Annotated in this window: 11 protein-coding genes; 3 read left to right on the top strand and 8 right to left on the bottom strand. The window is 67.5% G+C overall.

Annotated elements, in window-relative coordinates; translation table 11 throughout:
* Positions 1–39: 39 nt before the first annotated feature.
* Positions 40–1,257 (top strand): SLC13 family permease, encoded by a 1,218-nt coding sequence (locus AC07P1_RS02785; RefSeq protein WP_494694787.1) that lies wholly within the window; start codon positions 40–42, stop codon positions 1,255–1,257.
* Positions 1,254–2,528 carry an MFS transporter gene (locus AC07P1_RS02790; RefSeq protein ID WP_494694398.1) on the top strand — a complete coding sequence of 425 codons (1,275 nt, stop codon included), beginning with the start codon at positions 1,254–1,256 and terminating at the stop codon, positions 2,526–2,528. The genes AC07P1_RS02785 and AC07P1_RS02790 overlap by 4 nt, the downstream gene beginning before the upstream one ends.
* Before the next feature lie 31 nt (positions 2,529–2,559).
* Here AC07P1_RS02790 and AC07P1_RS02795 read toward each other — a convergent pair whose 3' ends face one another.
* The 6 genes from AC07P1_RS02795 to AC07P1_RS02820 all read right to left on the bottom strand — a co-directional run bounded on the left by AC07P1_RS02795 (position 2,560) and on the right by AC07P1_RS02820 (position 19,592).
* Positions 2,560–3,375: a FecR family protein gene (locus tag AC07P1_RS02795; RefSeq protein WP_494694399.1), complete on the bottom strand. Its 816-nt coding sequence runs from the start codon at positions 3,373–3,375 to the stop codon at positions 2,560–2,562.
* 34 nt (positions 3,376–3,409) lie between these two features.
* Positions 3,410–7,381: a two-partner secretion domain-containing protein gene (locus AC07P1_RS02800; protein ID WP_494694400.1), complete on the bottom strand. Its 3,972-nt coding sequence runs from the start codon at positions 7,379–7,381 to the stop codon at positions 3,410–3,412.
* Positions 7,382–7,400: 19 nt separating this feature from the next.
* Positions 7,401–8,996 carry a ShlB/FhaC/HecB family hemolysin secretion/activation protein gene (locus tag AC07P1_RS02805; protein WP_494694401.1) on the bottom strand — a complete coding sequence of 532 codons (1,596 nt, stop codon included), beginning with the start codon at positions 8,994–8,996 and terminating at the stop codon, positions 7,401–7,403.
* Between the two features lie 167 nt (positions 8,997–9,163).
* Positions 9,164–15,400 (bottom strand): YDG domain-containing protein, encoded by a 6,237-nt coding sequence (locus AC07P1_RS02810; RefSeq protein WP_494694402.1) that lies wholly within the window; start codon positions 15,398–15,400, stop codon positions 9,164–9,166.
* Between the two features lie 280 nt (positions 15,401–15,680).
* Positions 15,681–17,891 (bottom strand): CHASE2 domain-containing protein, encoded by a 2,211-nt coding sequence (locus AC07P1_RS02815; protein WP_494694788.1) that lies wholly within the window; start codon positions 17,889–17,891, stop codon positions 15,681–15,683.
* 72 nt (positions 17,892–17,963) lie between these two features.
* The gene (locus AC07P1_RS02820; RefSeq protein ID WP_494694403.1) at positions 17,964–19,592 is read right to left on the bottom strand and encodes an HD domain-containing phosphohydrolase; all 1,629 of its coding nucleotides are present in this window, start codon (positions 19,590–19,592) and stop codon (positions 17,964–17,966) included.
* Positions 19,593–19,836: 244 nt separating this feature from the next.
* Here AC07P1_RS02820 and AC07P1_RS02825 point away from each other — a divergent pair, with 244 nt between their 5' ends.
* Positions 19,837–20,742, top strand: coding sequence for an MBL fold metallo-hydrolase (locus tag AC07P1_RS02825; protein WP_494694404.1), 906 nt, complete (start codon positions 19,837–19,839; stop codon positions 20,740–20,742).
* 171 nt (positions 20,743–20,913) lie between these two features.
* Here AC07P1_RS02825 and AC07P1_RS02830 read toward each other — a convergent pair whose 3' ends face one another.
* Positions 20,914–21,393: a cyanophycin synthetase family protein gene (locus AC07P1_RS02830; RefSeq protein WP_494694405.1), complete on the bottom strand. Its 480-nt coding sequence runs from the start codon at positions 21,391–21,393 to the stop codon at positions 20,914–20,916.
* A gap of 125 nt (positions 21,394–21,518) precedes the next feature.
* Positions 21,519–21,995, bottom strand: coding sequence for a GNAT family N-acetyltransferase (locus tag AC07P1_RS02835; protein ID WP_494694406.1), 477 nt, complete (start codon positions 21,993–21,995; stop codon positions 21,519–21,521).
* Positions 21,996–21,997 lie beyond the last annotated feature (2 nt).

Raw genomic sequence — 21,997 nt, forward strand, 5'->3', positions numbered from 1 at the left:
GCGACTGAAAATACATTGTGGATCATCACAGGCTTGACGATGGCTGGCATCGTGCTGCGGCCCTGGCGCGTGCCGGAAGCCGTGTGGGCGACCCTGGCGGTGCTGGCGCTGGCGCTGTTCCAGCTGACCGATCCGGCGAGCATCGTCAGCGGCGCCGCGCGCGGCTGGGACGTGTATCTGTTTTTGGCCGGTATGATGCTGTTGGCCGAAATGGGACGCCGCCACGGCGTCTTCGACTGGCTGGCGGCGCACACCGCGCGCGCCGCCGCCGGCTCCGGGCACCGACTGTTTTTACTGGTCTACCTGGCCGGCACCGTGGTCACGGTGCTGCTGTCGAACGATGCCACCGCCGTGGTGCTGACACCAGCGGTATACGCGGTGGCGCGCGCGGTCGACGCGCCGCCGCTGCCGTATTTGTTCATATGCGCCTTCGTCGCCAATGCCGCCAGCTTCGTGCTGCCGGTCTCCAACCCCGCCAACCTGGTGATGTTCGGCGAACATATGCCGGCGCTGGGACAATGGCTGTCGCTGTTCCTGTTGCCATCGCTCGGCGCGATCATCGCCACCGGCGTCGCCTTGTATCTGCTGCTGCGCGGCGAGCTCACAACAACCATCCGGCGCGATGTCGAAGTGCCGCACCTGACAACGTCCGGCCGTCTGACGGTCGGCGCCCTGGCCGGCACGGCGCTGCTGCTGGCGGTGGCATCGGCGCTCGGCCTGACGCTCGGGCCGGTCACCCTGGCTGCGGCGGTGGTTACGTTGCTGCTGGTGAGCGTCAGCGCCCGCACGGGGTACACCGCGCCGACGGCGACCTTGCGCGCGCTGTCGTGGGACGTGCTGCTGATGGTGGCCGGGCTATTCGTGTTGATCGAGGCCTTGCAGCAGCACGGCGTGGTGGCGGCACTGGCCGCGCAGCTCCAGTCGCTGCAAGCGCGCTGGCCGCACAACGCCGGCAATATCACCGGCGCGCTGCTGGCCGTCGCGTGCAACCTGGTTAACAACCTGCCCGCCGGCCTGCTGGGCGCCGCCACCCTGGACCATGTGAACGCCGATGGCGCGCTGCGCGCGGCGGCCTTGATCGGCGTCGACCTTGGACCGAATCTGTCGGTGAGCGGCTCGCTGGCAACGATCTTGTGGCTGACGGCCCTCAGGCGCGAAGGCCTGCACGTGGGCGCGTGGCGATTCCTTAAGCTGGGCGTCGTGGTGATGCCGGCCGGTCTGGCGACGGCGCTGGCGTTGCTGTGGGTGCGGTCATGACGGCCCCACACGCCCTGGCCGCCCGCGCGGACGGCAACGCGGCGAGCGCCGCGAACACGGGCACCGCGCCGGCGGGCGCCAGCCTGATGGCGCTCGCCATGTTGAATTTCTTCCTGGCCGACGCGCGCGACGGCCTCGGTCCCTTCCTGGACGCCTACCTGAGCACCAAGGGCTGGCAGTCGATGGACCTGGGCCTGCTGGCGACGGCGTGCGGCGTGATCGGCCTGCTGGCCGGCCTGCCCGCCGGCGCGCTGGCCGATCGCAGCCGCCACAAGCGGGCCATGATCGTATTGCCGGTGGCGCTGATCACGCTGGGCGCTTTCCTGTGCATCGCTTTTCCGGAGCGCCGGGTGGTGTTCGGCAGCCAGGCGCTGGCGGCGGTGGCCGGTGTGCTGATCATGCCGGCGCTGGTCGGCATCACCCTCGGCGTGGTGGGGCCCGACCGTTTCGGCGCCCAGCTTGGCAAGAACGAGGCCTACAACCACGCCGGCAATATCGTGCTGCTAGGCGGCACCTGGGCCGCCAGCGTCTGGTTCGGCCTGCCCGGCGTGGCGGCGCTGATGCTGGTCACGACGGTGGCCGCGATCGCCGCCACGCTGGCGATCGCGCCGGGGGCGATCGATCACGCGGCCGCGCGCGGCTTGGCGACCGGCGGCGAGGCCGCTGCAGAAAAAGCCGGCGGGAAGGCGCCGCCGCTACGCACGCTCTATCGCAACAAGCCGCTGCTGCTATTGAGCGTGTCGCTGTTGCTGTTCCACTTCGGGAACGCGCCGCTGGCGCGGCTGATCGCACAGCAGTTCGCGGTGCAGATGCAAAAGCCGTTCGAGACCACGGCGGTGATCACCATGGTGTCGCAACTGGCGGCGCTGGCCGCCGCGCTGGCGGCGCCGTGGATCATCCGGCATGACGTGGTTCGGGTGGCGGTGGTGCTTGCCATGCTCGGCCTGCCGCTGCGTGGCGTGCTGGCCTGGGCCTACTCGGACTTCGCCATGATTTATCCGGTGCAGCTGCTCGACGGCGTGGGCGTCGGCCTGCTCGGCATCCTGACGCCCTTCCTGGTCGAGCGCCTGACGCGCGGCAGCGGCCATTTCAACCTGGCGCTGGCGGCGCTGATGATGGTGCAGGGTTTGGGCGCGGCCTCCAGCAACGTGGTGGCCGGCTATCTGGTGACGCGCTACGGCTATCCGGTCACGTACTTGCTGCACGGCGCGGTCGCGCTGGCGGCGCTGGCGGCGTTCATGCCGGTGATGCGCCGCGCGGGCGGACGCTAGCGGGGCGCCCTCCACTGCCGGTGGCGGTGCGCTATCGGACTTCGCAGTCGACGGTCGCCGGTTTAGGGGCGCCCGCGCCCGAGCCCGATGTTGTCGTGCTGCTGGTGAAGGTGGGTGGTGGCGTGAACTTCAGGCCCGGATTGCTCGGCACGATCACCGGCGGCATGACGTTGCTGCGCGTGTAGCCGAACTGGCCGGCGCTAAAATTCTGCGAGCCGGCGGTGTTGCTCACATTGATCATGCCGTCGATAACACTGACATACAAGCCCGGCGGCAGCGCGGCGCTCGATCGTGGCGGCGACGTCGGTCCCTGCGCCAGCATCAGTGGCTTCAGCGGCGCCGCCAGCGCATCCAGCGATGCCGTGCTGGCCATCAAATACGCCTCGCGCGCGGCCACCGCCTCGGCGACGTCTTCGGCCGACGGCTCGACCAGGTCGGCGATGAACGTGGTGCCGCGTATGCCGATGGTGGCGCTCGGCGTCTTCATCGAGAATTTTTCCTTGTTGCGCTTGCCCAGCAGGCCGGTGACCGAGCGCAGTCCCCCTTTGACCAGGCTGAACGAGGCTTGGTCGCCGTCGGGTTTGCCGGCGTCGAAGGCGAAGTTCTCGACCTTGAACGTGGTGCCCGGCTTAAGCGTGATCTCGCTGTTGTCGACGAACTTGACCAGCGCGTAGGTGTTCTTTTCCGTCATCAAGGTGTCGCCGCTCTCCACTTCCGAGCGCAGCGACAGCACGCGCACCGCGCCATCGGCCTTCTTGGCGAGCAAGGGGCCGCTGAGCTGGGTGATGGTGCCGGCCACCTGTGCCGCCCAACCGGCGCTGACCACGCCGCAGAGCACCAGCAGCATCAGCCCCTGGAGCAGGCTCTTGGTTGCAACATGCCTAGTTGCAGTAGGTTTTCTTAGCAGGGACATTTTGGTTTCCGGTGTTTTCGGTGGTGGTGGTGCTGCTGCTTTGCGATTTTGGTTCGCTCGACAATGGTTCGTCGGTTTTATCGTCGGCCGCTCGCGACCGAGTCGCGGTAACTTGCGTGACCGTCTTGATGACTTCCGTACTAGCCAGCAAAACCGGCTTGACCGGTTCGCTCGCGCTGGGTGGCGATAATATCTGGCACAGCGCGGAGTTCGGCGCGATGGTGCAGATATCCGCTGACACTGGCGTTGGCGTTGGCGTCGGCGTTGGCGTTGGCGTCGGCGTGGGCGTGGGCGTTGGCGTGGGCGTGGGCGTTGGCGTTGGCGTCGGCGTTGGCGTTGGCGTCGGCGTTGGCGTCGGCGTTGGCGTTGGCGTTGGCGTCGGCGTCGGCGTTGGCGTCGGCGTTGGTGTTGGTGTTGGCGTCGGCGTTGGCGTCGGCGTCGGCGTCGGCGTTGGCGTCGGCGTCGGCGTTGGCGTTGGCGTCGGCGTCGGCGTCGGCGTTGGCGTCGGCGTCGGCGTCGGCGTTGGCGTCGGCGTCGGCGTCGGCGTTGGCGTTGGCGTCGGCGTCGGCGTTGGCGTTGGCGTTGGCGTTGGCGTTGGCGTCGGCGTCGGCGTTGGCGTCGGCGTCGGCGTTGGCGTTGGCGTTGGCGTTGGCGTTGGCGGCATATGCGTAATCTGCGTGTAGCTGCCATTCGAGCCGGCAATCGTGCTACCGCCAAGGGCGAAACTGGTCGCCGTTATCGTCACCGAACCGGCGGCCGAGGTCACACTGGCCGCGTCGCTGAAGGTCATCGTGTTACTCAGATCATAGCTGTCACCAGCCGCCAGGCTGATATCGCCGGAGAAGGAGCCAATCGTCCCGTCGATCATCAACGGGCTATGGGTTTGCAGCGTGATGGCGCCGGTGTCGGTCCAAACGCCATACAAGCCATTGCCCGGCAACGGAGACGGCGCGGCGGCGATCAACATGGCGCCGGTGTTATCGATGGTAATCGCGCCATTGTTGCCGCCCTGGGTGGGTAGCTGCTGCGCCTTCGTCACCGTCAAAGTCTCCGCATGCGCGGTGTTGTTGACATTGGCGATATTGATCGCCGCCGTGCTGCCACCGCCGGCGCGGTTGACCGCGGACAGTTGCGAAACCTTGGTCCGCAACGGCGCCGCGGTCGAGCCGATGCCGCCCGTGGCGTTCATCGTCAGATGATTGGCGGTGATGGGAGTGCCGGAGATGCCGCCGGCCGTGGTGATGGCGCCGGCGACGTCCAGCGTCACGTTGCCATCGGTATCGATGCCGCTGATCTGGTACAGGTCACCACCGACCAAGGTGGCGATGGCCGTGCCGACGGTGTTCTTAAACTCAAAATCATGGCCGGCGCCCTGCTGCGACACCGCCAGGTTGACCACCCGATTGCCCGCGTTATTCAGCGTGATGTCGCCGGCATTGGCGACGGCCAGGTTCTCCACGTTGATGGCGCCGGTTTGCGTGATGGCGCCGCCGTTGCTCAACAGCGCGATGCTGGTGGTGGCGGGGTCCCGCTGCGCCGCCAGGGCGCCGCTGGTGGCGATCCCCGCGACGGCAATGCCGGCCACGTTGTGCGCCGCGTTTTGGCTGCCGATCACCAGGGTCGGCGCCTTCAGATAGCGGATATCGCGGACCAGCAGACAGTTGATCGCGTTGACGCAGGACGTGCCGCCCAGTTCGATGTGGTGGCCGCCGGCGGACGGCCGCACGCTGGCCAGGTTGGCCGTGACATCGGAGTTCAGGTCCATCGCGTTGGCCACGATCGCTACAGTGTCGGCGCGGGTCGCTGCGTTGACGTTCACCTCCAGGGCGCTCAACGTCAGTGTGCCGTTGACCCGGGTGGCGGCGTCGATCAGCACGTTGCCGGTGCGGCCCGAGCCCAGGGTCAGGTTGCGGACGTAGCCGCTCGATCCGGTCAGGTCGAGCGAACCGGTGACCGCGACCACGCCGTCGGCGCTGGCGCTGGCGATAGTGACGTCGGCATTGTCGATTTTCTTGAGCGTGGCCTCGCTCACGGCCATCGCATCGCTGCCGTTTCCGTTGCCACTCGCGCCGGTGCCGACGTTGACATCGCCGGCCGACGTGATCAGCACCTGGGCCCCGCTGCCCTGGCCGCTGATGCGGGCACCGCCGCCGACTGCCAGGCTATTGGCCTTGATACCGATATCGCCGCCGGTGACGGTGGCATTGGTCCCCAGCGCCACGTCGGCCGCGTCAAGCGTCAGATAGCCGGCGGCGCCGGCATCGACCTTGCCGTCGACGTTCACGGCGCGCCCGGCCAGCGAAATGGCATAGCCACGGCTGTCAAGCGTGGTGGTGGCGCCGCCCAGCGAGGCGATCGTCACGGCGCCGCTGCCGCTCGCGGTGCCGGCGCCGTCGTCGTTGGCCGTCAGCCGGATCTCGCCGGTCATCGCCAGTACGGCGTTGACGTGGATGTCGTTGCCCGCCTGCGCCGTCAGACTGACGCCGCTGTTGGCGTTGTGGACCGCCGCGCCGAACGTGATATCGTGCTGCGCCTGCAGTACCACGTTGGCGGTGGCGCCGCTCAACGCGCCGGAGTCGACTTCGGTCACGCCGCTGCTGGTGGCCCCGTCGAACGACGCCACATCGGACAGCGGGGTCTGGAGGTTTGAATCCTTGATGACGACGATGTCGTAGGGATCGAGCAGCCAGGTGCCGTTCTTGCCGCCCCGGCCGGCCGCGGCGCCGGCGCTCACGCGCGCGCCCGCCACGTCCAGATAGTGGCCCGAGGTTTCAATCAGGCCGCCATTGCCGCCTTGCGTGCCGCCGCGCGCCGACAGGGAGCCGTGCATGCGGGTCGCCTCGTCGCTCCACACGACGACCTTGCCGCCATCGCCGCTGACGCCGGCGTCGGCGCCGATCGTCACATCCCGCCCGACGAAGGTTTGCAGCGCGTTCGGCAGCGCCGCGTTCTTGCCCTGGTAGTCGCCGCCGACAAGCACCGAGCCGCCGCCGGCCGCGCCACCGGCGTCGACCACGGCGTTGCCGGTCAGGCCGACCCGCGCGCCCAGCAAGCGGATATCGCCGCCGGTGTTAAGGTTGCCGCCGCGCGCGCTGGTGACGCTGCCCGCCTCCAGCATGGTGGTGCCGGCCGCCTTCAGGACGATCTGGCCACGTTCGCCGCGCACGGCGCTGTCGGCGTTGATGGTGCCGCGCTGGTTGACCAGCGCGCCGTAGACGCCGACGCGACCGCCCCGGGCCACGATGCTGCCGAGGTTGAGCGCCTGGTCGGCCGGCGCCGACACCACCACCTGCACGTTGGGATCGCTGGAATCGAACAATTGCACGCTGTGGCCCGCCGCCAGCACCACGTCGCCGTTCGGCGACGAGATGACGCCGCTGTTCTCCACCGCCGGGGCGATCAGGAAGATCTGTCCGCCATTGGGTGTGGTGAGCGTGCCCTGGTTGACGACCTTGCCCGCGTCGGCGGCGCCGGCGAAGTTGTTTTTACCGGCCAGGAAATCGGCGTTGGAGATCGCCAGGCTGGAGGCCACCAGGCCGTTGACGTCGACGCGCGAGCCGGCGCCGAACAGCACGCCGTTGGGGTTGATCAGGAACACCTTGCCGTTCGACTGCAGCGAGCCGAGGATGCGGCTCGGGTCCTGTCCGGTGATGCGGTTGAGGACCTTGCTGTCGGCGCTTTGCTGGATGAAGCGGGTGACCTCGCCCGCGTTCACCGAAAAACTGCGCCAGTCGATGATGGTGTTGGGCGTGTTGGTGATCGAATACAGGTTGCCCTGCTGGTTGAAAGTGGCCGCGCCATGCACCACGGTCGGCGCCACCGGATTGGCCAGGGCCGTGCCGAAGGCGGCCGCCACCAACACGGCCAGCGCCTTGCGGCGCAGCTTCGCGGACGGCGGCTGGTGGCCGATACGGCGGGAGTGGGTGCGGTGGCTGTTCATATAGATCTTTCCAGGATGTTCAGTAAGCCAAAGCCAAACGCAGGTGCAGGCGGTTGGCGTCGGCGCGGCCGGTGGCGCCGGCGCGCAGCACGTGGCCATAGTCGAGTTGCAGGTTGACGTAGGTCGACAGCAGCAGGCGCGCGCCCACGCCGGCGCTGCCGATGGAGGTGCTTTCCAGTTCGCCCGGCAGCGCATGGTTGCGTTTGACGTAGGCGTTGTCGAAGAAGCCGAGCAGGCGGCAGTTCCAGGCCTGGCGGCCGCACAGGTTGGGCGTGTACGCCTCCAGGTTGACGGCGACGCCGCTGTCGTTGGAGATCTCGCGTTCGATGAAGCCGCGCACCGAGGTGGCGCCGCCGGCGCCGAACTGCTCGCCCGGGATCAGCGCGTCGCGCGTGTATTGGCCGTTGGCGATGGCGCGCAGCTGCCAGTCGTTGGCCAGCGCATGCGTCACGCTGCCGCCCAGGCGCAGCACGGTGTAGTCGGCCTTGGCGCCGCTGCGCGCCAGCGTGAAGTCGCTCTGGCCGCCCTTGGAGCCGCCGGAGATATTGCGCAGCAGGGTGATCTGGCCGCCGATCTCGCCTGTTTTCAGCGGCAGGCTGCCGGTGTAGGCGATGCTGAGCGGATGCACGGTGACGTCGTTGCCGAGGTTGCCCAACTGCTGGCCCACCAATTCGACGTTGTTCTTGAACGCCTTGACGTCGACGCCGTAGGTCAGGTGGGAGCCGTATTCGCCGCGCTTGGCCAGCGACTGGTTGTAGCGCGCGCCGTAGACGGCGCCCCGGCCGCTGACGGCCAGGTTGAACAGGCCGGCCGACACGGTGCCGGAATCGACGTTGGAATAGCTGGCGAAGAAGTCCAGCGAATCGCCCAGCGCGTACAGCGGGATATGGTAGCCGGCGCCATAGACCTTGACCCGGCCCGGTTCCTCGGCCGAGGTGGTGTACTGCAGCGAGGCCACGTGGTCGAGGCCGAACAGGTTGGCGTTTTGCAGGATGAAGCCCAGGTGGGTCTTGCCGGTCTGCTCGGTGCCGGTGTTGTCGGCGTTGGCCATCGCCTTCCAGACGCGCTGGTCCTTGACCTCCAGCACGGCGTCGACTTCATCGTCCTTTTCGCCGCCCTGCAGCTTGAGCGTGACCTGCTTGGACGGATTCTCGTTGCCTTGCTTGAGGTTGGCCGACACGGCCTTCAGGTTCGGCGTGCGGCCTTCCTGCAGCGCGGGCAGAGCGCGCCGGATGTTGGCCTCGTCGAAGTACTGGTTGTTCTTGACGCTGACACGGCCGACTTTGGTTTCCACCACACGCAGCAGCACCACGCCACGATTCAGTTCCTGCTCGGGCAGTTGGACGGTGACGACGTTGTAGCCCTGCGCGTGGTAGGCCCCCTCCAGCGCCTCGAGCGCGCGCTGGATATCGCCGAAGTCGCGCGTTTTCCCCGTGAACGGCGCCAGCAACTGTTCGATCCGCCCCTGTGGCAGCAGCGTATTGCCCTGGACATCGAAACGGGAAATATCGAAACGAAGCGCGGCGCTGTCGCTCGCGGGCTCCCCCGCCCAGGCCGTCGACACGGTCAAGGCAAGGATGGCGCTCGCTAGCAGGCGGGGGAAACTATCGGTCATTGTCGGCTCTTCGAATTTTTGTCGCTGTCAGTTGCAGGAAATGTTAATTGTTCGACACTCCCTGTCTTAATCACTACCCGATGTTAACATGTTCCGCCAAAGAATGATGCCCGATTGCAAGTATCAACTGTTAAATCACCGTCGCGGGTGTTGGATTTCGGTCCGCCTTAATTGCAATACATTTTCTTGGCTATGCCGATCTTCTCGCCGGCCGTGGGGCCGCCGCCGTCCCGGACGGCAAGCTCCTTGTCCTGGTCGGGCGCGGTGCCGCCGTTTTGGGTTTTCGATGGCTTGGTTTCGTTCCGCCCGGCGTCGCCGAGCTGGGAGGTGGTCGCCGTGGCGGTGTTGATCACATTGACCGTGGCGTTGAGCGCCTGCCCCACCGGTTCGCTTGGACGGCCCTGCGTCGTCGCCACCACGGCGACGGCTTCGGCGGCAGCCTTGGCGGCGGCGTCCGCCGCTGCTTTGGCTGCCGCGTCGGCTGCGGCCTTGGCGGCGGCGTCGGCTGCGGCCTTGGCGGCGGCGTCGGCCGCCGCTTTGACTGCCGCGTCGGCCGCGGCCTTGGCGGCGGCGTCCGCGGCCGCTTTGGCGGCAGCGTCGGCGGCGGCCTTGGCGGCAGCATCGGCTGCCGCCTGGGTGGCGGCGTCGGCGGCGGCCTTGGCGGCGGCATCGGCTGCCGCTTTGGCGGCGGCATCGGCTGCCGCTTTGGCGGCGGCATCGGCGGCGGCCTTGGCGGCGGCATCGGCTGCCGCTTTGGCGGCGGCATCGGCGGCGGCCTTGGCGGCCGCGTCGGCGGCACCGTCGTTCAGCGTGGCCGTGGTCTGGCCGATCAATATGCTGGAACGCACGTCGATCGAGCCTTGCAGGGTGGTCAAGGTCACCGGTCCGCCGCCGCTGTTGATGGTGGTGCCGGCCAGCGACGTGATGTCGCCGGTGGCGGCGGTGGCGGCGATGCGGCCGCTCGACGGCACCCTCAACTTGCCGCCCAACCGGATGTTGCTGCCGGCGGTCAGGCCGATCGCCGCGCCGGCGTTCAACTCCGAATGCTTGGACAATATGATGTCGCTGCTGGCGTCGAGCAGGATGGTCGCGGCACTGATCTCGTTGTTGACCGTGATCGGGCTGTGCGCGGTGATCGACACCAGGCCGCCGGCGATGTCGCCGGTGGTGTGGATGCCGCCGGTGTTGTCGATGATGATGTTGCCGCTGGTGCTCATGGTGCCCAGCGCCAGCTCGCCGCCGGACACGGTGTTGTTGAGCGCGATATTGCCGCCGCCGTTGACGATCGCTTCGAAGGCGCCGACATGATTGCCGGCGTCGGTCAAGGCGATGCCGTTGGCCGCGAATGCATGCAGGCTGTCGGTCACCAGCGCGCCGGTCTGGGTGATCCCGCCCTGCGCGGCGTTGAGCGTGATGCCGGCCTTGGCGCGCGCGTTGCCGATGGCGATATTGCCGCCGTTGCCCACGGTGAGCGTGCCGTCGATATCGATGGCCCCGCCGCTCTGCGCCAGTGCGGCGATGCCCAGTTGGGTGGCGGCGCCGGTGCCGGACAGCACGCCGCCGCTCAACACCAGATTGCTGATCTGCATATGGCCGTTGAGCACCAGCGCGCCGCCGCCCAGCGTCAGGCCGCCACCGTTGGCGTAGGAGGCGTCGGCGCCGGTGCCGGTCAGGGTCAGCGCGCCGCCGGTCAGGCTCACGCCCTGCGCGTTCGCGCGCAGCGACGTCAGCGTGGTGGCGCCGGCGCCGCTGTCGTAGGTGACGATGCCGCCGGCGTTGTTGAGCGCCGCCGCCAGCACGTTGGCGGCCGACGGCGCCACACCGTCCTGCCAGTTGGCGGCGTCGCTCCACGCACCGCCGCCGGTCGCCGTCCAGGTCGCCAGCGCGCGCGGCGTGATTGTGCCCTTGGCGGCCGCCACGGTGTAATTGCCGGCGTCGGCGCCGGACAAGCCAACGCCGCCCACGGCGACCGCCTTGTCGACGCCGGCGTTCTTGTCGGCGTAGGTCGCGGTGGCGCCGTTGGCCGCCAGCGACACCGAGTCGGTGGCGCCGCCGGCGATGCCCAGCACGCCGTTCAAGGTGGCGCCGGCCAGCGTGGCGGCGGCGCTGTTGTTGTAGTCGCGCGCGGCCAGCGACACCGTCAGCGCGGCCGGCGTGATATCGGCCGTCAGCCCGGTCGGCAGGTTGCCCACCACATAGTTGCCGCTGTCGGCGCCGCTCAAGGCGATGCCGTTGACGGTCACGCTCTTGGCGGTGCCGGCGTTCTTGTCGGCGAAGCTGGCGCTGGCGCCGCCGATGGCGACCTGATCGTTGCCGATCACGCCGCCCAGCGTGCCGTTGCTCAAGGTGGCGCGGCGGCCGTAGGACGCCGTCGTGCTGTCGTAGTCGAGGTTGTAGACGCGGTGGTTGGCCGTCAGGCCGGTCACCGTCAGCGTGGCCGGCGTGATGTCGGCGCTCAAGTCCGACGGCGAGACCAGCACGTAGTTGGCGGCGTCGGCGCCGGTCAGGCTCAGGCCGCCGATGCCGACCGTGACCAGCTTGCCGGTGCCGACGTTCTTGTTGCTGAAGGTCGCGGTCCCGCCGACCACGCCGGCCAGCGCCACGTCGTCGCCGTTGAAACCGGCCACCGACGCGCTGCCGCCGAGCTGGGCCACGATGGTGCCGTCGTACTGGCGCGACACGGCGCTCAAGCCCGACAGCGCCAGCGACGCCTTGGTGATGCTGCCGCTGCCGCCGACGGCGCCGCCCAGCACGTAATTGCCGAAGTCATTGTTGGTGAGGGTGGCGTTGGCCACGCTCATCGCCTTGCCGACGCCGGCGTTCTTGTCGCTGAAGCTGACCAGCCCGGAGACGCCCAGGGTGTCGCCGCCGACCAGGTTGCTGAAGGTATAGGTCGCCGGCTGCTCCATGTAGGCGACGCCGTCATAGGTCTTGGTGCCGGTGACGGTGGCCGTGACCGTGCGCGGCTGGATGACCAGCCGCGCGCTGGTGCCGGTGTAGCTGATGTCGTATCGGGTCGACCACAAGCCGCCGACATCGTAGGTGCCGACATTGACAGCGCCGTCGTAACCGACGGTGCCGTTGATGCCCGCGACCACGCCGGTGGCGCTGCCGGTGAACGCGGCGGAGGCGCCGTCGTAGGTCTTGGTGACGCCGTTGCCGCCGCCGCTGACGACGATCGTCTTCGACGTCAGGAAGCTTTTCAACAGCGGCGCGGTGTGGCCGTCATAGTTGCGCCAGACGGTGGAAAAGTCGAAGCCGGCGTAGCTCGACTGTTGCTGACTCTGCTTGTCGGTCAGCCCCGTGCCGGCGATGTCGTAGGCGCTGCCGGCGGCATCGGCGTTGAAGTAGCCGTTGCCGATGGTGCCCGTGCCCACCGTGCCGACCATGGCGCCGACACCGCCGGAAAACAGTTGGCCGTTGACGGCGCCGCCGCTGTAGCTGTTGCTGACCGTGCCCGAGAAAAGTTCGCCGATCAGCCCGCCCATGTTGGCGTGGTTCAGGTTGAAGTCCAGCAGATTGCCGCTGACGTCGCCGCTGGCGTAGACGTTGGCGATGGAGCCGCCTTGATTGTTGAGGACGTTGTTGCGCCCGGCCAGGCCGCCGACGTTGCGTCCACCCTGGACGTCGCCGGTGGCATAGGCGATGCCGATGACGCCGCCGTTGTTGTCGCCCACCAGGCCGCCGACGATCTCGCCGGTCGAGGTCACGTTGCCGCCGGCGTGGGAGGTGGTGATGGCGCCGACATGGGAGCCGTCGTTGGCGTTGCTGCCGACCAGTCCGCCCACATAGCCGAAGCCGGTCGAATTGACATCGCCGCTGGCGGACGAGGCGCTGATGCTGCCCAGGTTGCGCCCGGCCAGGCCGCCGATATTGGCGGCGTTGGCGCCGGCCACGCCGGTGACGGCGCCGCCGGCGCTGGCGTTGGTGATCGCCGCGCCGTTGTCGCCCACCAGGCCGCCCACGTTGGACACGCCGGTGACGCCGGCGGAAGACTTGACGTTGTCGACGACGCCGCCGGCGCCGGCGAGCGCGCTGCCGACCACGCCGCCGACGTTGGCGTTGCCGCGCACGGTGCCATCGCTCAGGTTGAGGTTTTTGATGGTGCCGCCGCCCAGCAGCGCAAACAGGCCGACGTTGTTGGAGCCGGCGCGCTCGATGGTCAGGCCGCTGATCTTGTAACCGTTGCCGTTGAACGTGCCGGCATACGGATAATCGGTGTTGGCGAGCGGCGCGAAGCCCTGGCCCGCGTTCCAGCCGACGGTGCCGCTGGCGTCGATGTCCTTGTTCAGGCTGAACCATGTGGACGCCGGCAGGCCGCCGGCGCCTTGCAATCCGTAGATGTCGTCGAGCAGATACGGCGTGGCCGCGCTGCCGTCGCCGCCGGTCGCGCGCACGAAGCTGCCGCCCTCCAGCCGGAAATCGGCCGCTGAAAAGTGCGGCAAGGCGCCGGTCTGCGACCAGTTGCCGCCACCGAGCGTGAAGGTGCCGGCGACGCTAACGGCGTTCGGCGCGCTGATATTGTTCGCGGCGTTCAGGGTCAGGCCGCCGGAAATCGACAGCTGCTGGCCGAGCGTGATGTCGCCGCCGGCCGCCGTCACCGACAAGGTGCCGGTGCTCGCCACCGAACTGGGACCGAGATTGACGCTGTCGGCCGTCAGCGACGCGCTGCCGCCGGTGGAAGCCAGCCTGCTCACGCCGGTGATCGTGTTGCCGATGTTATCCAGGACGATATTGCCGGCGGCCACGGCGTTCAGGCTGGCCGCGTGCAGGCCGTCGATGGGACTGGTGGTCTGGACGATGGCGCCGCCCGCGTTCAGATGCAGCGGCGCGTTGGCGCCGTCGATCGACGCCTTCAATTCGATACCGGCGTTGGCGTTTAGCGTCAGGCTGTGGGTGGAGAGCCAGCTAACGGGGCTGAGCACGCTGATCTTGCCGCTGCCGGTGCCGGCGCTGTTGCCGGTGGTGACGGTGACATCCGTGGTCGCCAGCGCGTTCTGCAAGGTACTGGTCAGCAGCAGCGAATCGGCGACGGCGGTCGTTTCGAGGAACACGCCGTTGTTGTTCGGCGGCGTAGCGCCGGCCGTCATGCCGGCGGCCGTGGCGGTGCCGCTGTCGCTGGCGATGTAGATGTCGCTCGGATCCAGCAGCAGGGTGCCGGTCGCGCCCAGCGGCGCGCGCGTGTCGACCCTGCCTTGCATGTCCAGATAATGGCCGGACGTTTCGACCAAGCCGCCGTTGCCGCCGGCCGCGCCGCCGCGCGCGGAAATGGCGCCGAACACCTGCGTCGCCCGGTCGCTCCAGACGATGACCTTGCCGCCGTCGCCCAGGCCGGTGGCGTCGGCCCTGATCACGCTGTCCCTGCCGACATGGGTCTGCTGCGCGTTCGGCAGCGCCGTATTCTTTCCCTGGTAGTCGCCGCCGACCAGCACCGTGCCGCCGCCGGCGCCGCCGCTGGCGTCGACCACGGCGTTGCCGGTCAGGCCGACCTGCGCGCCCAGCAGCACGATGTCGCCGCCGGTATTGAGGTTGCCGACGGCCGTGCCGCGCGCGCTGGTGCTGCTGCCCGCCTCCAGCAAGGTGGTGCGGCTGGACTTGAGGATGATCTTGCCGTTGGCGCCCATGACGGCGCTGTCGGCGTTGATGGTGCCGCGCTGGTTGACCAGCGCGCCGTAGACGCCGACGCGCCCACCCTGGGCGACGATGCCGCCCAGGTTGAGCGCCTGGTCGGCCGGCGATGACACCACCACCTGCACGTTGGGATCGCGCGCATCGAACAATTGCACGCTGTGGCCCGCCGCCAGCACCACGTCACCGTTCGGTGACGAGATGATGCCGCTGTTTTCCACCGCCGGCGCGATCAGGAAAATCTGTCCGCCATTGGGTGTGGCGAGCGTGCCCTGGTTGACGACCTTGCCCGCGTTGGCGGCGCCGGCGAAGTTGTTTTTACCGGCCAGGAAATCGGCGTTGGAGATCGCCAGGCTGGAGGCCACCAGGCCGTTGACGTCGACCCGCGAGCCGGCGCCGAACAGCACGCCGTTGGGGTTGATCAGGAACACCTTGCCGTTCGACTGCAGCGAGCCGAGGATGCGGCTGGGGTCCTGGCCGGTGATGCGGTTCAGGACCTTGCTGTCGGCGCTCTGCTGGATGAAACGCGCCACTTCATCGGCGCCGAGCGAAAAGCCCTGCCAATTGATGATGGCGTTGGGCGTATTGGTGATGGAATACGTCTTGCCCTGGAAATTGAAGCTGGCCTGGCCCGCCACCACGGTCGGGTTGACGGGGGCGGCCTGAACGTGAACAGCGGCGCCGTAGCAGGCGGCCACCAGCACGGACAGCAGCTTGCGCCGCAGCGGCGCGCCAGCGTGGGGAAGTTGGCGTTGGCAATCAAGATCTGCGGTCATGAAGACATCCTCTATCGGGGCTGGTCGTCATCCCACCGCGCCGGTGACGGCGCCATGGGCGGATACGCTATGGATGGGGCATGCGGAGCCCGTCGAGATATATCCAACGGGAAACAAATATTAATTGAAGTGTAGTCGGATTCGGGGCGGGCGCCAGCTTTTTTTTGCAAATAAGCATGTATTTCTCGCTTTCTGTGGCGCGCCGGGCCTATGCGCCCACACCGTCATTGCAAACGATCACAATTGCATATTCAGCACTATATTGGCGCTATATTAAGCACTATTTGGTGTCGAACGTCGTGACGCCGTCCCAGTCGGGGCCCGGCGGATGGGCCCGGTAGTAGGCGATGCGTTCAGTGTATAAGGAATACAGGCGGTCGTCCGAGGATAAATCATGCAATTGGGAAATTATTGACATGGCTCTATCCCACTGTTGCGCCCGCACGGCGGCCAGCGCCTCGTGCCAGCGCGCCAGCCTTTCGGCGGTGGCCGCGTCCAGCGCGCTCGCCGGCGCCAGCGGCTCGAAGATGGCGACCGGCTCGCGCTTGCCCTTGACCCGCACCAGGTCCAGCTCGCGGTAGGCGAATTCCGGCGCCGCCGCGCGCGTGGCCGCGCCGACGGCGATGCCGACGCCGTAGACCTTGGTGATGCCCTCGAGCCGGGCGCCGAGGTTGACCGCGTCGCCCATGACGGTGTAGGCGCGGCGGATCTTGGAACCCATGTCGCCCACGTGCATCAGGCCGGTGTTCAGGCCGATGCCGATCTTCAGCGGCGGCCAGCCGCGCGCGATGAAATCGTCGTTGAGGCGTTGCGCGCTGGCCTGCATCAGCAGCGAGGTGGCGACGGCGCGGCTGGCGTGGTCGGCGAAGGCCACCGGCGCGCCCCAGAACGCCATGACGGCGTCGCCGATGTATTTATCGAGCGTGCCCCGGTGGCTGTCGCGGATGTCCTCCGACATCGCCGTCAGGTACAGGTTGATGTATTCGCGCAGCGCCTTCGGCGTCAGGCCCTCGGAGATGGTGGTGAAGCCGCGCACGTCGACGAACAGCACCGTCAGCTCGCGGCTTTCGCCGTCCATATGGTATTGCTCGGGATTGGCGGCCATCTCGGCCACCAGCTCGGGGGCGACGTATTCGCCGAAGCGCGACACCAGCGCCCTGCCCTTGCGCACCTCGAAAAAATAACCCCAGGCCACGTTGAACACGAAGATGGCGGCGATGACGATCAGCTGCATCGCCAGCTGGAACAGCAGGTCGCGCTCGCTGTACAGGTAGTAGTTGAAGGCGACGCTGGCGCCCAGCGCCGCCGCGCCCAGCAGGATGGCCTGCAGCGGCGCCAGCGCCGGCAGCGCGAACGTCAGCAACAAGCCGGCCAGCAGGATCAGCCCCGCCTCGACGGCGATCGCGGTGTCCGGACGCGCCTTGAAATTGTCGTCGAGGATGGACTTGATGATGTTGGCGTGGATCTCGACACCGGGGAATTCGGGGTTGACGGGCGTGGCGCGCAGGTCGACCAAGCCCGGCGCGGTGGTGCCGATCAGCACCACCGCACCGTTGAGCAGGGCGGCCGGGGCGCGTCCGGTCAGCACGTCGGCCGCCGACACGTAGCGGAAGGCGCCGCCGCGCGGCCCGCCGTTGCCGCGAAACTGGATCACCGTCGTCATCGCCTCGCCCACCGGGATCAGGCGCTGGCCGCCGGGCAGGAACAGCGACAGGAAATCGTAGCCCCCGCTGTCCTGCTGGCTTTGCGACATGCGGTCGACCGAGCGGTCGAGGTAGGGTTTGATGGCGCGCGCCTTCAGGTACACGGCGGCCGTGGCCAGCGACAGCGACGGGTAGTAATCGGCGCCGACCTGCTGGATCAGGCCGGCGGTGCGGACGATGCCGTCCGGATCGGTGACCACCGAGAAGCTGCCGGCGCCGGCGGCCGCGCGCGCCAGCGGCGCGACGTTGGCCTCGTAGCCGTCGGCCGAATAGGCCAGCAATTCGCGGCCGTTCAAATCCTGTTCGCTGAACAGCGGCGCCGGCAGCGCGCCCTTGACCTGGTCCGGCGACAGATTAAAGCCGAGCACCACCGGCTGGCCTTGCAGCGCGGCGGCGAACAGGCCGTCGTAGTCCATCGCCGGGCGCAGTTGTTCGAGCCGTTCGCGCAGCGCCGGCACGTCCTTCAGTTCGCCGGCCGAGAGCCGCTCAAGCACGCCGTAGCCGGAACTGGTGTCCGGCTCGGGAAAGGAGATATCGTAACCGACCGCGCCCACCCGGTAGTGGCGGGTCAGCTGCGAGACCAGCCGCGCCTGGATGTCGCGGCTCCACGGGAAGCGGCCGAATTCGGTCAGCGCCTTGCCGTCGATGTCGACGATGACGATGCGCGGATCGAGCACCGGCGCCTGCAATTTCATGCGCTCGCCGGCGATCAGGCTGTCGAGCCGGGCGACGGTGCCGTTGTCGTAGAAACCCAGCGCATAGGCCGCCCCGAGCGCGGTGACGAGCATGCCCAGCAGCCAGCGCGGGCCGGACTTGAGCAGCGTTTTGGCCCAACGGCGCCACTGTGCCAAGGTCGCTCCTTACGGCGTATAGCCGGGTATCCGCGATTCGTCGATGACGTCGATCTGCTTCTCGTCCATGTTCTTGCGGGCGAATTCCAGATAGATCTTGCTGCGGATGAAAATGTCGAACAGGTCCGGATCGATGTGGCCGTTGAGCGAGAACTGGCCGAGGATGCGCAGCGATTCCGACAGCATCTTGCCCTTCTTGTACGGACGGTCCTGGGCCGTGAGCGCCTCGAAGATGTCGGCGATGGCCATCAGCCGCGCCTGCACCGACATCTGGTCGCCGGTCAGGCCGCGCGGATAGCCCTTGCCGTCCATGCGCTCGTGGTGGCCGCCGGCGTATTCCGGCACGTTCTTGAGGTGCTTGGGCCACGGCAGCGCCTCGAGCATGCGGATCGTCACCACGATGTGGTTGTTGATGATCTTGCGCTCGGCCTCGGTCAGCGTGCCGAAGCGGATGGTCAGGTTCATCACCTCGTCGGCGTCGAGGAAGTCGCGCTCGTCGCCGTCCGGCCCGGTCCAGCGGCGCGCGGCGATCCCCCGCACGCGCTGCTGGTGCTCGGCCGACATGGCCTCGGCGCCGACGTTGGCGAAGCGGATGAAGTCGCGCTCCTCGCGCAGGTCGGCCTGGCGGCGCGCCAGCTCGGCGTCGATCGCGGCCAGCCGGACGGGGTCGCCCCCGGCGGCCAGCTTCTGCTTGAGCGCGGCGATTTCGGCGTCGCGCAGCAGCACCTCGAAGCGGGTGTCGATGGTGTTGATGCGGTCGCTGATCGTCTCGAGCTTGGTGGCCTTGTCGACCACGTGCACCGGGGTGGTGATCTTGCCGCAATCGTGCAGCAGGCCGGCCAGCCACAATTCCTTGCGGTCGGCGTCGGTCATGCGGAAGCCGGCCATCGGGCCGGTCTCGGTGGCATGCACCGCCTCGGCCAGCATCATCGTCAACTCCGGCACGAACTGGCAATGGCGCCCGGTGTAGGGCGACTTCTCGTCGATGCCGATGTTGATCAGGTTGACCAGCGATTCGAGCAGTTCCTCGAGCTGGCGGATCAGGCGCTGGTGCGTCAGCGCCACGGCCGCCTGCGCGGCCAGCGCCTCGATGAAGCGCTGGTCGGTGGACGAGAAGGCGCGGATGGCGCCGCTCTCGGCGTCGATGGCGTTGATCAATTGCAGCACGCCGACCAGTTCGCCTTCGTGGTCGCTCATCGGCACTGTCAGGAACGATTGCGAATGGTAGTGGCGCTGGCGGTCGAAAGCGACCATGCCGGAGAAGTTGAAGACGTCGGCCTTGTAGACGTCCTCGATGTTGACCGACTGGCCGAAATGGGCCGCGTACGCCGCCACCGACGACAGGTTGCGGTCGCCGCCGGCCTCGTACAGCGGAATCGACGGCGCGCTGACCGGCTCGCCGTTGGTGCCGCCCTGGCGCATGCCCAGCGTGTCGTTCCACAGGATATTGAATTCCAGCGAGCGCTTGTCCGCACTGGGCCGGTACAGGGTGCCGCCGTCGGCGTTGGTCATGCTTTTGGCGACGATCAGTATCCGCTCCAGCAGGGAATCGGTGTCGTGGGTGCCGCCCAGCTCAACGCTGAGTTCCGTCAACTGGTCGAGACGCTGGGCAATCTGCGTTTGATTCAACTCTTGCATGATTGTTTTTTTGTTACCGTTTAAGGGAAGTGACTGGCATCGACGCAGTGTCGAGTGTAGCCGCAGTGCAAGCTGTTGTATATGGAGAAATGTGCAGTGCGGCAAAATTCCCGCTTTCCCGAGCTGTTTCTTGTTCTGTTATACCCTCGGGCCGGAAAAAAAAGCTATCATCGGCCGTGGTGGCGAGGCCAAAAAAAAACGCCGGCACCGGTGGAAATTACAAAAAAATCACTAGGGATAGAGCATGAAATTCAGATTTTGGGGAGTCCGCGGCTCCATCCCCTCGCCCGGGCCGCGCACCGCGCGCTACGGCGGCAACACCACCTGCATCGAAGTGCGCACCGACGACGACACCTTGATCATCATCGACGGCGGCACCGGCCTGTTCTCGCTGGCGCAATCCCTGATCCAGAACAAAACCGCGCCCATCCACGCCAACATCTTTATCACGCACAGCCACTGGGACCATATCCACGGGCTGCCGTTCTTCACGCCGCTGTTCGTGCGCGACAGCCGCGTGCGCCTGCACGGGGTCACCGACCCCGTCACCGGCAACGGCATCGAGCACGTGATGGGCGTGCAGTTACAAAATAGTTATTTCCCGGTCAGCGAAACACAGATGGACGCCACCATCGAATACCATACGCTGACGGTGGGCGAGGCGATCCGGGTGGGCGACGCCACCGTCAACAATGTGGTGATGAACCATCCGGTGACCGACCTGGGGTACCGCATCGATTGCCACGGCAAGTCGCTGTTTTTCACCGGCGACCATGAACCTTTTTACAATATCCATGCGGCCGGCCACCCGGAGCACGCGGCCTACGAGCGCTGGATGCGCGAACGCAGCGCCGCCATCGACGCCATGGCGATGGGCGTCGACGCGCTGATCGTCGATTGTTCGTATACGCGGGAAGAGTATCCCGCCAAGCGCGGGTGGGGACATGGCACGTTCGACTCGGCGCTGGCGCTGGCGCTGCGCACCGGCGCCGGCACCTTGTATTGCACCCATCACGAGCCGACCCGTGGCGACGACGAGCTGGAGGCGGTGTTCGCCGACGTGATGGCGCGTCACGCGTCGCTGCTTGGCGGGCTGAAGGTGGTGCTGGCGTACGAGGGGATGGAGATCGAGTTGGGCGGAACGCCGTAGTCGGTCGATGGACGCGTCGCCGACGGCTCACAGATGGCGGATTACGCTACGCTAATCCGCCCTACGTGTATCTGCGGCATATAACCTTCAATATTCCTCGTGGAGACACGTAGGGCGGATTAGGCGGACCGCCGTAATCCGCCATCTATGCGCCGCCGCTAACACCACAAATCAGGCCGCCACCGCCGGACGGGCCGTCAAACGGCGGTCGGCCAGCGCGCGCAGCCGGGCCACGGCGGCCGGCAGGTTAAAGGCGCGGCCGGCGCGCAAGGCGCTGACCATTTGGGTGGCGATGCGCAGCGCCGGCGCGGCGGCGTTCTTGGCCGCGTAAGGCAACACCAACCGGTAGCGGCCCTGCATGCGCGGCACCACGCCGACGAAACCCACCGTCACTTCATTGAGCGCCAGGCGGCGCAATTCCAACGCCACCTGCTGCACCACCCGCACGATCTGCGGCACGTCGTCGCCGCGCATGCCGACCAGGCCGGCATGGCTGCGCACGCCGGGCAGCATCGCCAGCAAACGCTGGTCGAGCGACGCCAGCGCGGCCGGGGTGGCCGACGCGTCGTCGACTTCCAGAATGCTGAGCAGGCAAGGTTGGGTGGAATAGCGGTTGTCGCTGGAGAGGTAACGCTGATCGATGATACGCATGGTTTTTCTAGCCTTTGATGAAACAGGCCATATTCTGGAGCCGATCGCGCCCGCGCGGAAGCGGCGCCGGGAGCCTTCGCTTGTAAGAGGAGGCTTACATCTAAGGCGCGCCTAAGCCGGCGATGCTAGGCTCCGGGCAGTTGTTTCTCGAAGCAAACTGCCAACGGATTGCCGATGTATTTGCCGTAGTTGGGCATGCGCACGTAGCCGCGCGCCGAATAGAAATCGACGGCGCGGCGGTTCACCAGCCGCGTCTCGAGCCAGATCGCCTGGTAACCCAGCGCCGCCGCCTCGCGCTCCAGGTAGGTCAGCACGGCGCTGCCGATGCCGCTGCTGTGGCGGCGCGCGTACATGCGCTTGATCTCGGCCACGCCCGGCTCCAGCGGCCGGAACGCGCCACACCCCTGGGCCACGCCGGCGGCGTCGCGCGCGACGACGAAACACGCCATCGGGCCGCGCACGTCGTCGGCGTCGAACGAGGCCTTGCCGCTGCTGCCGGTGATCTCCTCGAGCACCGTCGACAACTCCGCCATCAACGCCACGCAGTCGGCGGCGCCGGGATCTTCGGGCGTGAGCAATATGGTGGGGATCGGCTTGTTCATAC

It is taken from the genome of Duganella sp. GW821-FHT07F09 (assembly GCF_059418705.1).

Excerpts from the sequence above, each read along its gene's own strand:
- AC07P1_RS02810 (WP_494694402.1), bottom strand. The coding sequence starts at position 15,400 with ATGACCGCAGATCTTGATTGCCAACGCCAACTTCCCCACGCTGGCGCG.
- AC07P1_RS02795 (WP_494694399.1), bottom strand. The coding sequence starts at position 3,375 with ATGCTGCTGGTGCTCTGCGGCGTGGTCAGCGCCGGTTGGGCGGCACAG.
- AC07P1_RS02785 (WP_494694787.1), top strand. The coding sequence starts at position 40 with ATGGCTGGCATCGTGCTGCGGCCCTGGCGCGTGCCGGAAGCCGTGTGG.
- AC07P1_RS02815 (WP_494694788.1), bottom strand. The coding sequence starts at position 17,891 with ATGCTCGTCACCGCGCTCGGGGCGGCCTATGCGCTGGGTTTCTACGAC.
- AC07P1_RS02835 (WP_494694406.1), bottom strand. The coding sequence starts at position 21,995 with ATGAACAAGCCGATCCCCACCATATTGCTCACGCCCGAAGATCCCGGC.
- AC07P1_RS02830 (WP_494694405.1), bottom strand. The coding sequence starts at position 21,393 with ATGCGTATCATCGATCAGCGTTACCTCTCCAGCGACAACCGCTATTCC.
- AC07P1_RS02825 (WP_494694404.1), top strand. The coding sequence starts at position 19,837 with ATGAAATTCAGATTTTGGGGAGTCCGCGGCTCCATCCCCTCGCCCGGG.
- AC07P1_RS02790 (WP_494694398.1), top strand. The coding sequence starts at position 1,254 with ATGACGGCCCCACACGCCCTGGCCGCCCGCGCGGACGGCAACGCGGCG.
- AC07P1_RS02805 (WP_494694401.1), bottom strand. The coding sequence starts at position 8,996 with ATGACCGATAGTTTCCCCCGCCTGCTAGCGAGCGCCATCCTTGCCTTG.
- AC07P1_RS02800 (WP_494694400.1), bottom strand. The coding sequence starts at position 7,381 with ATGAACAGCCACCGCACCCACTCCCGCCGTATCGGCCACCAGCCGCCG.
- AC07P1_RS02820 (WP_494694403.1), bottom strand. The coding sequence starts at position 19,592 with ATGCAAGAGTTGAATCAAACGCAGATTGCCCAGCGTCTCGACCAGTTG.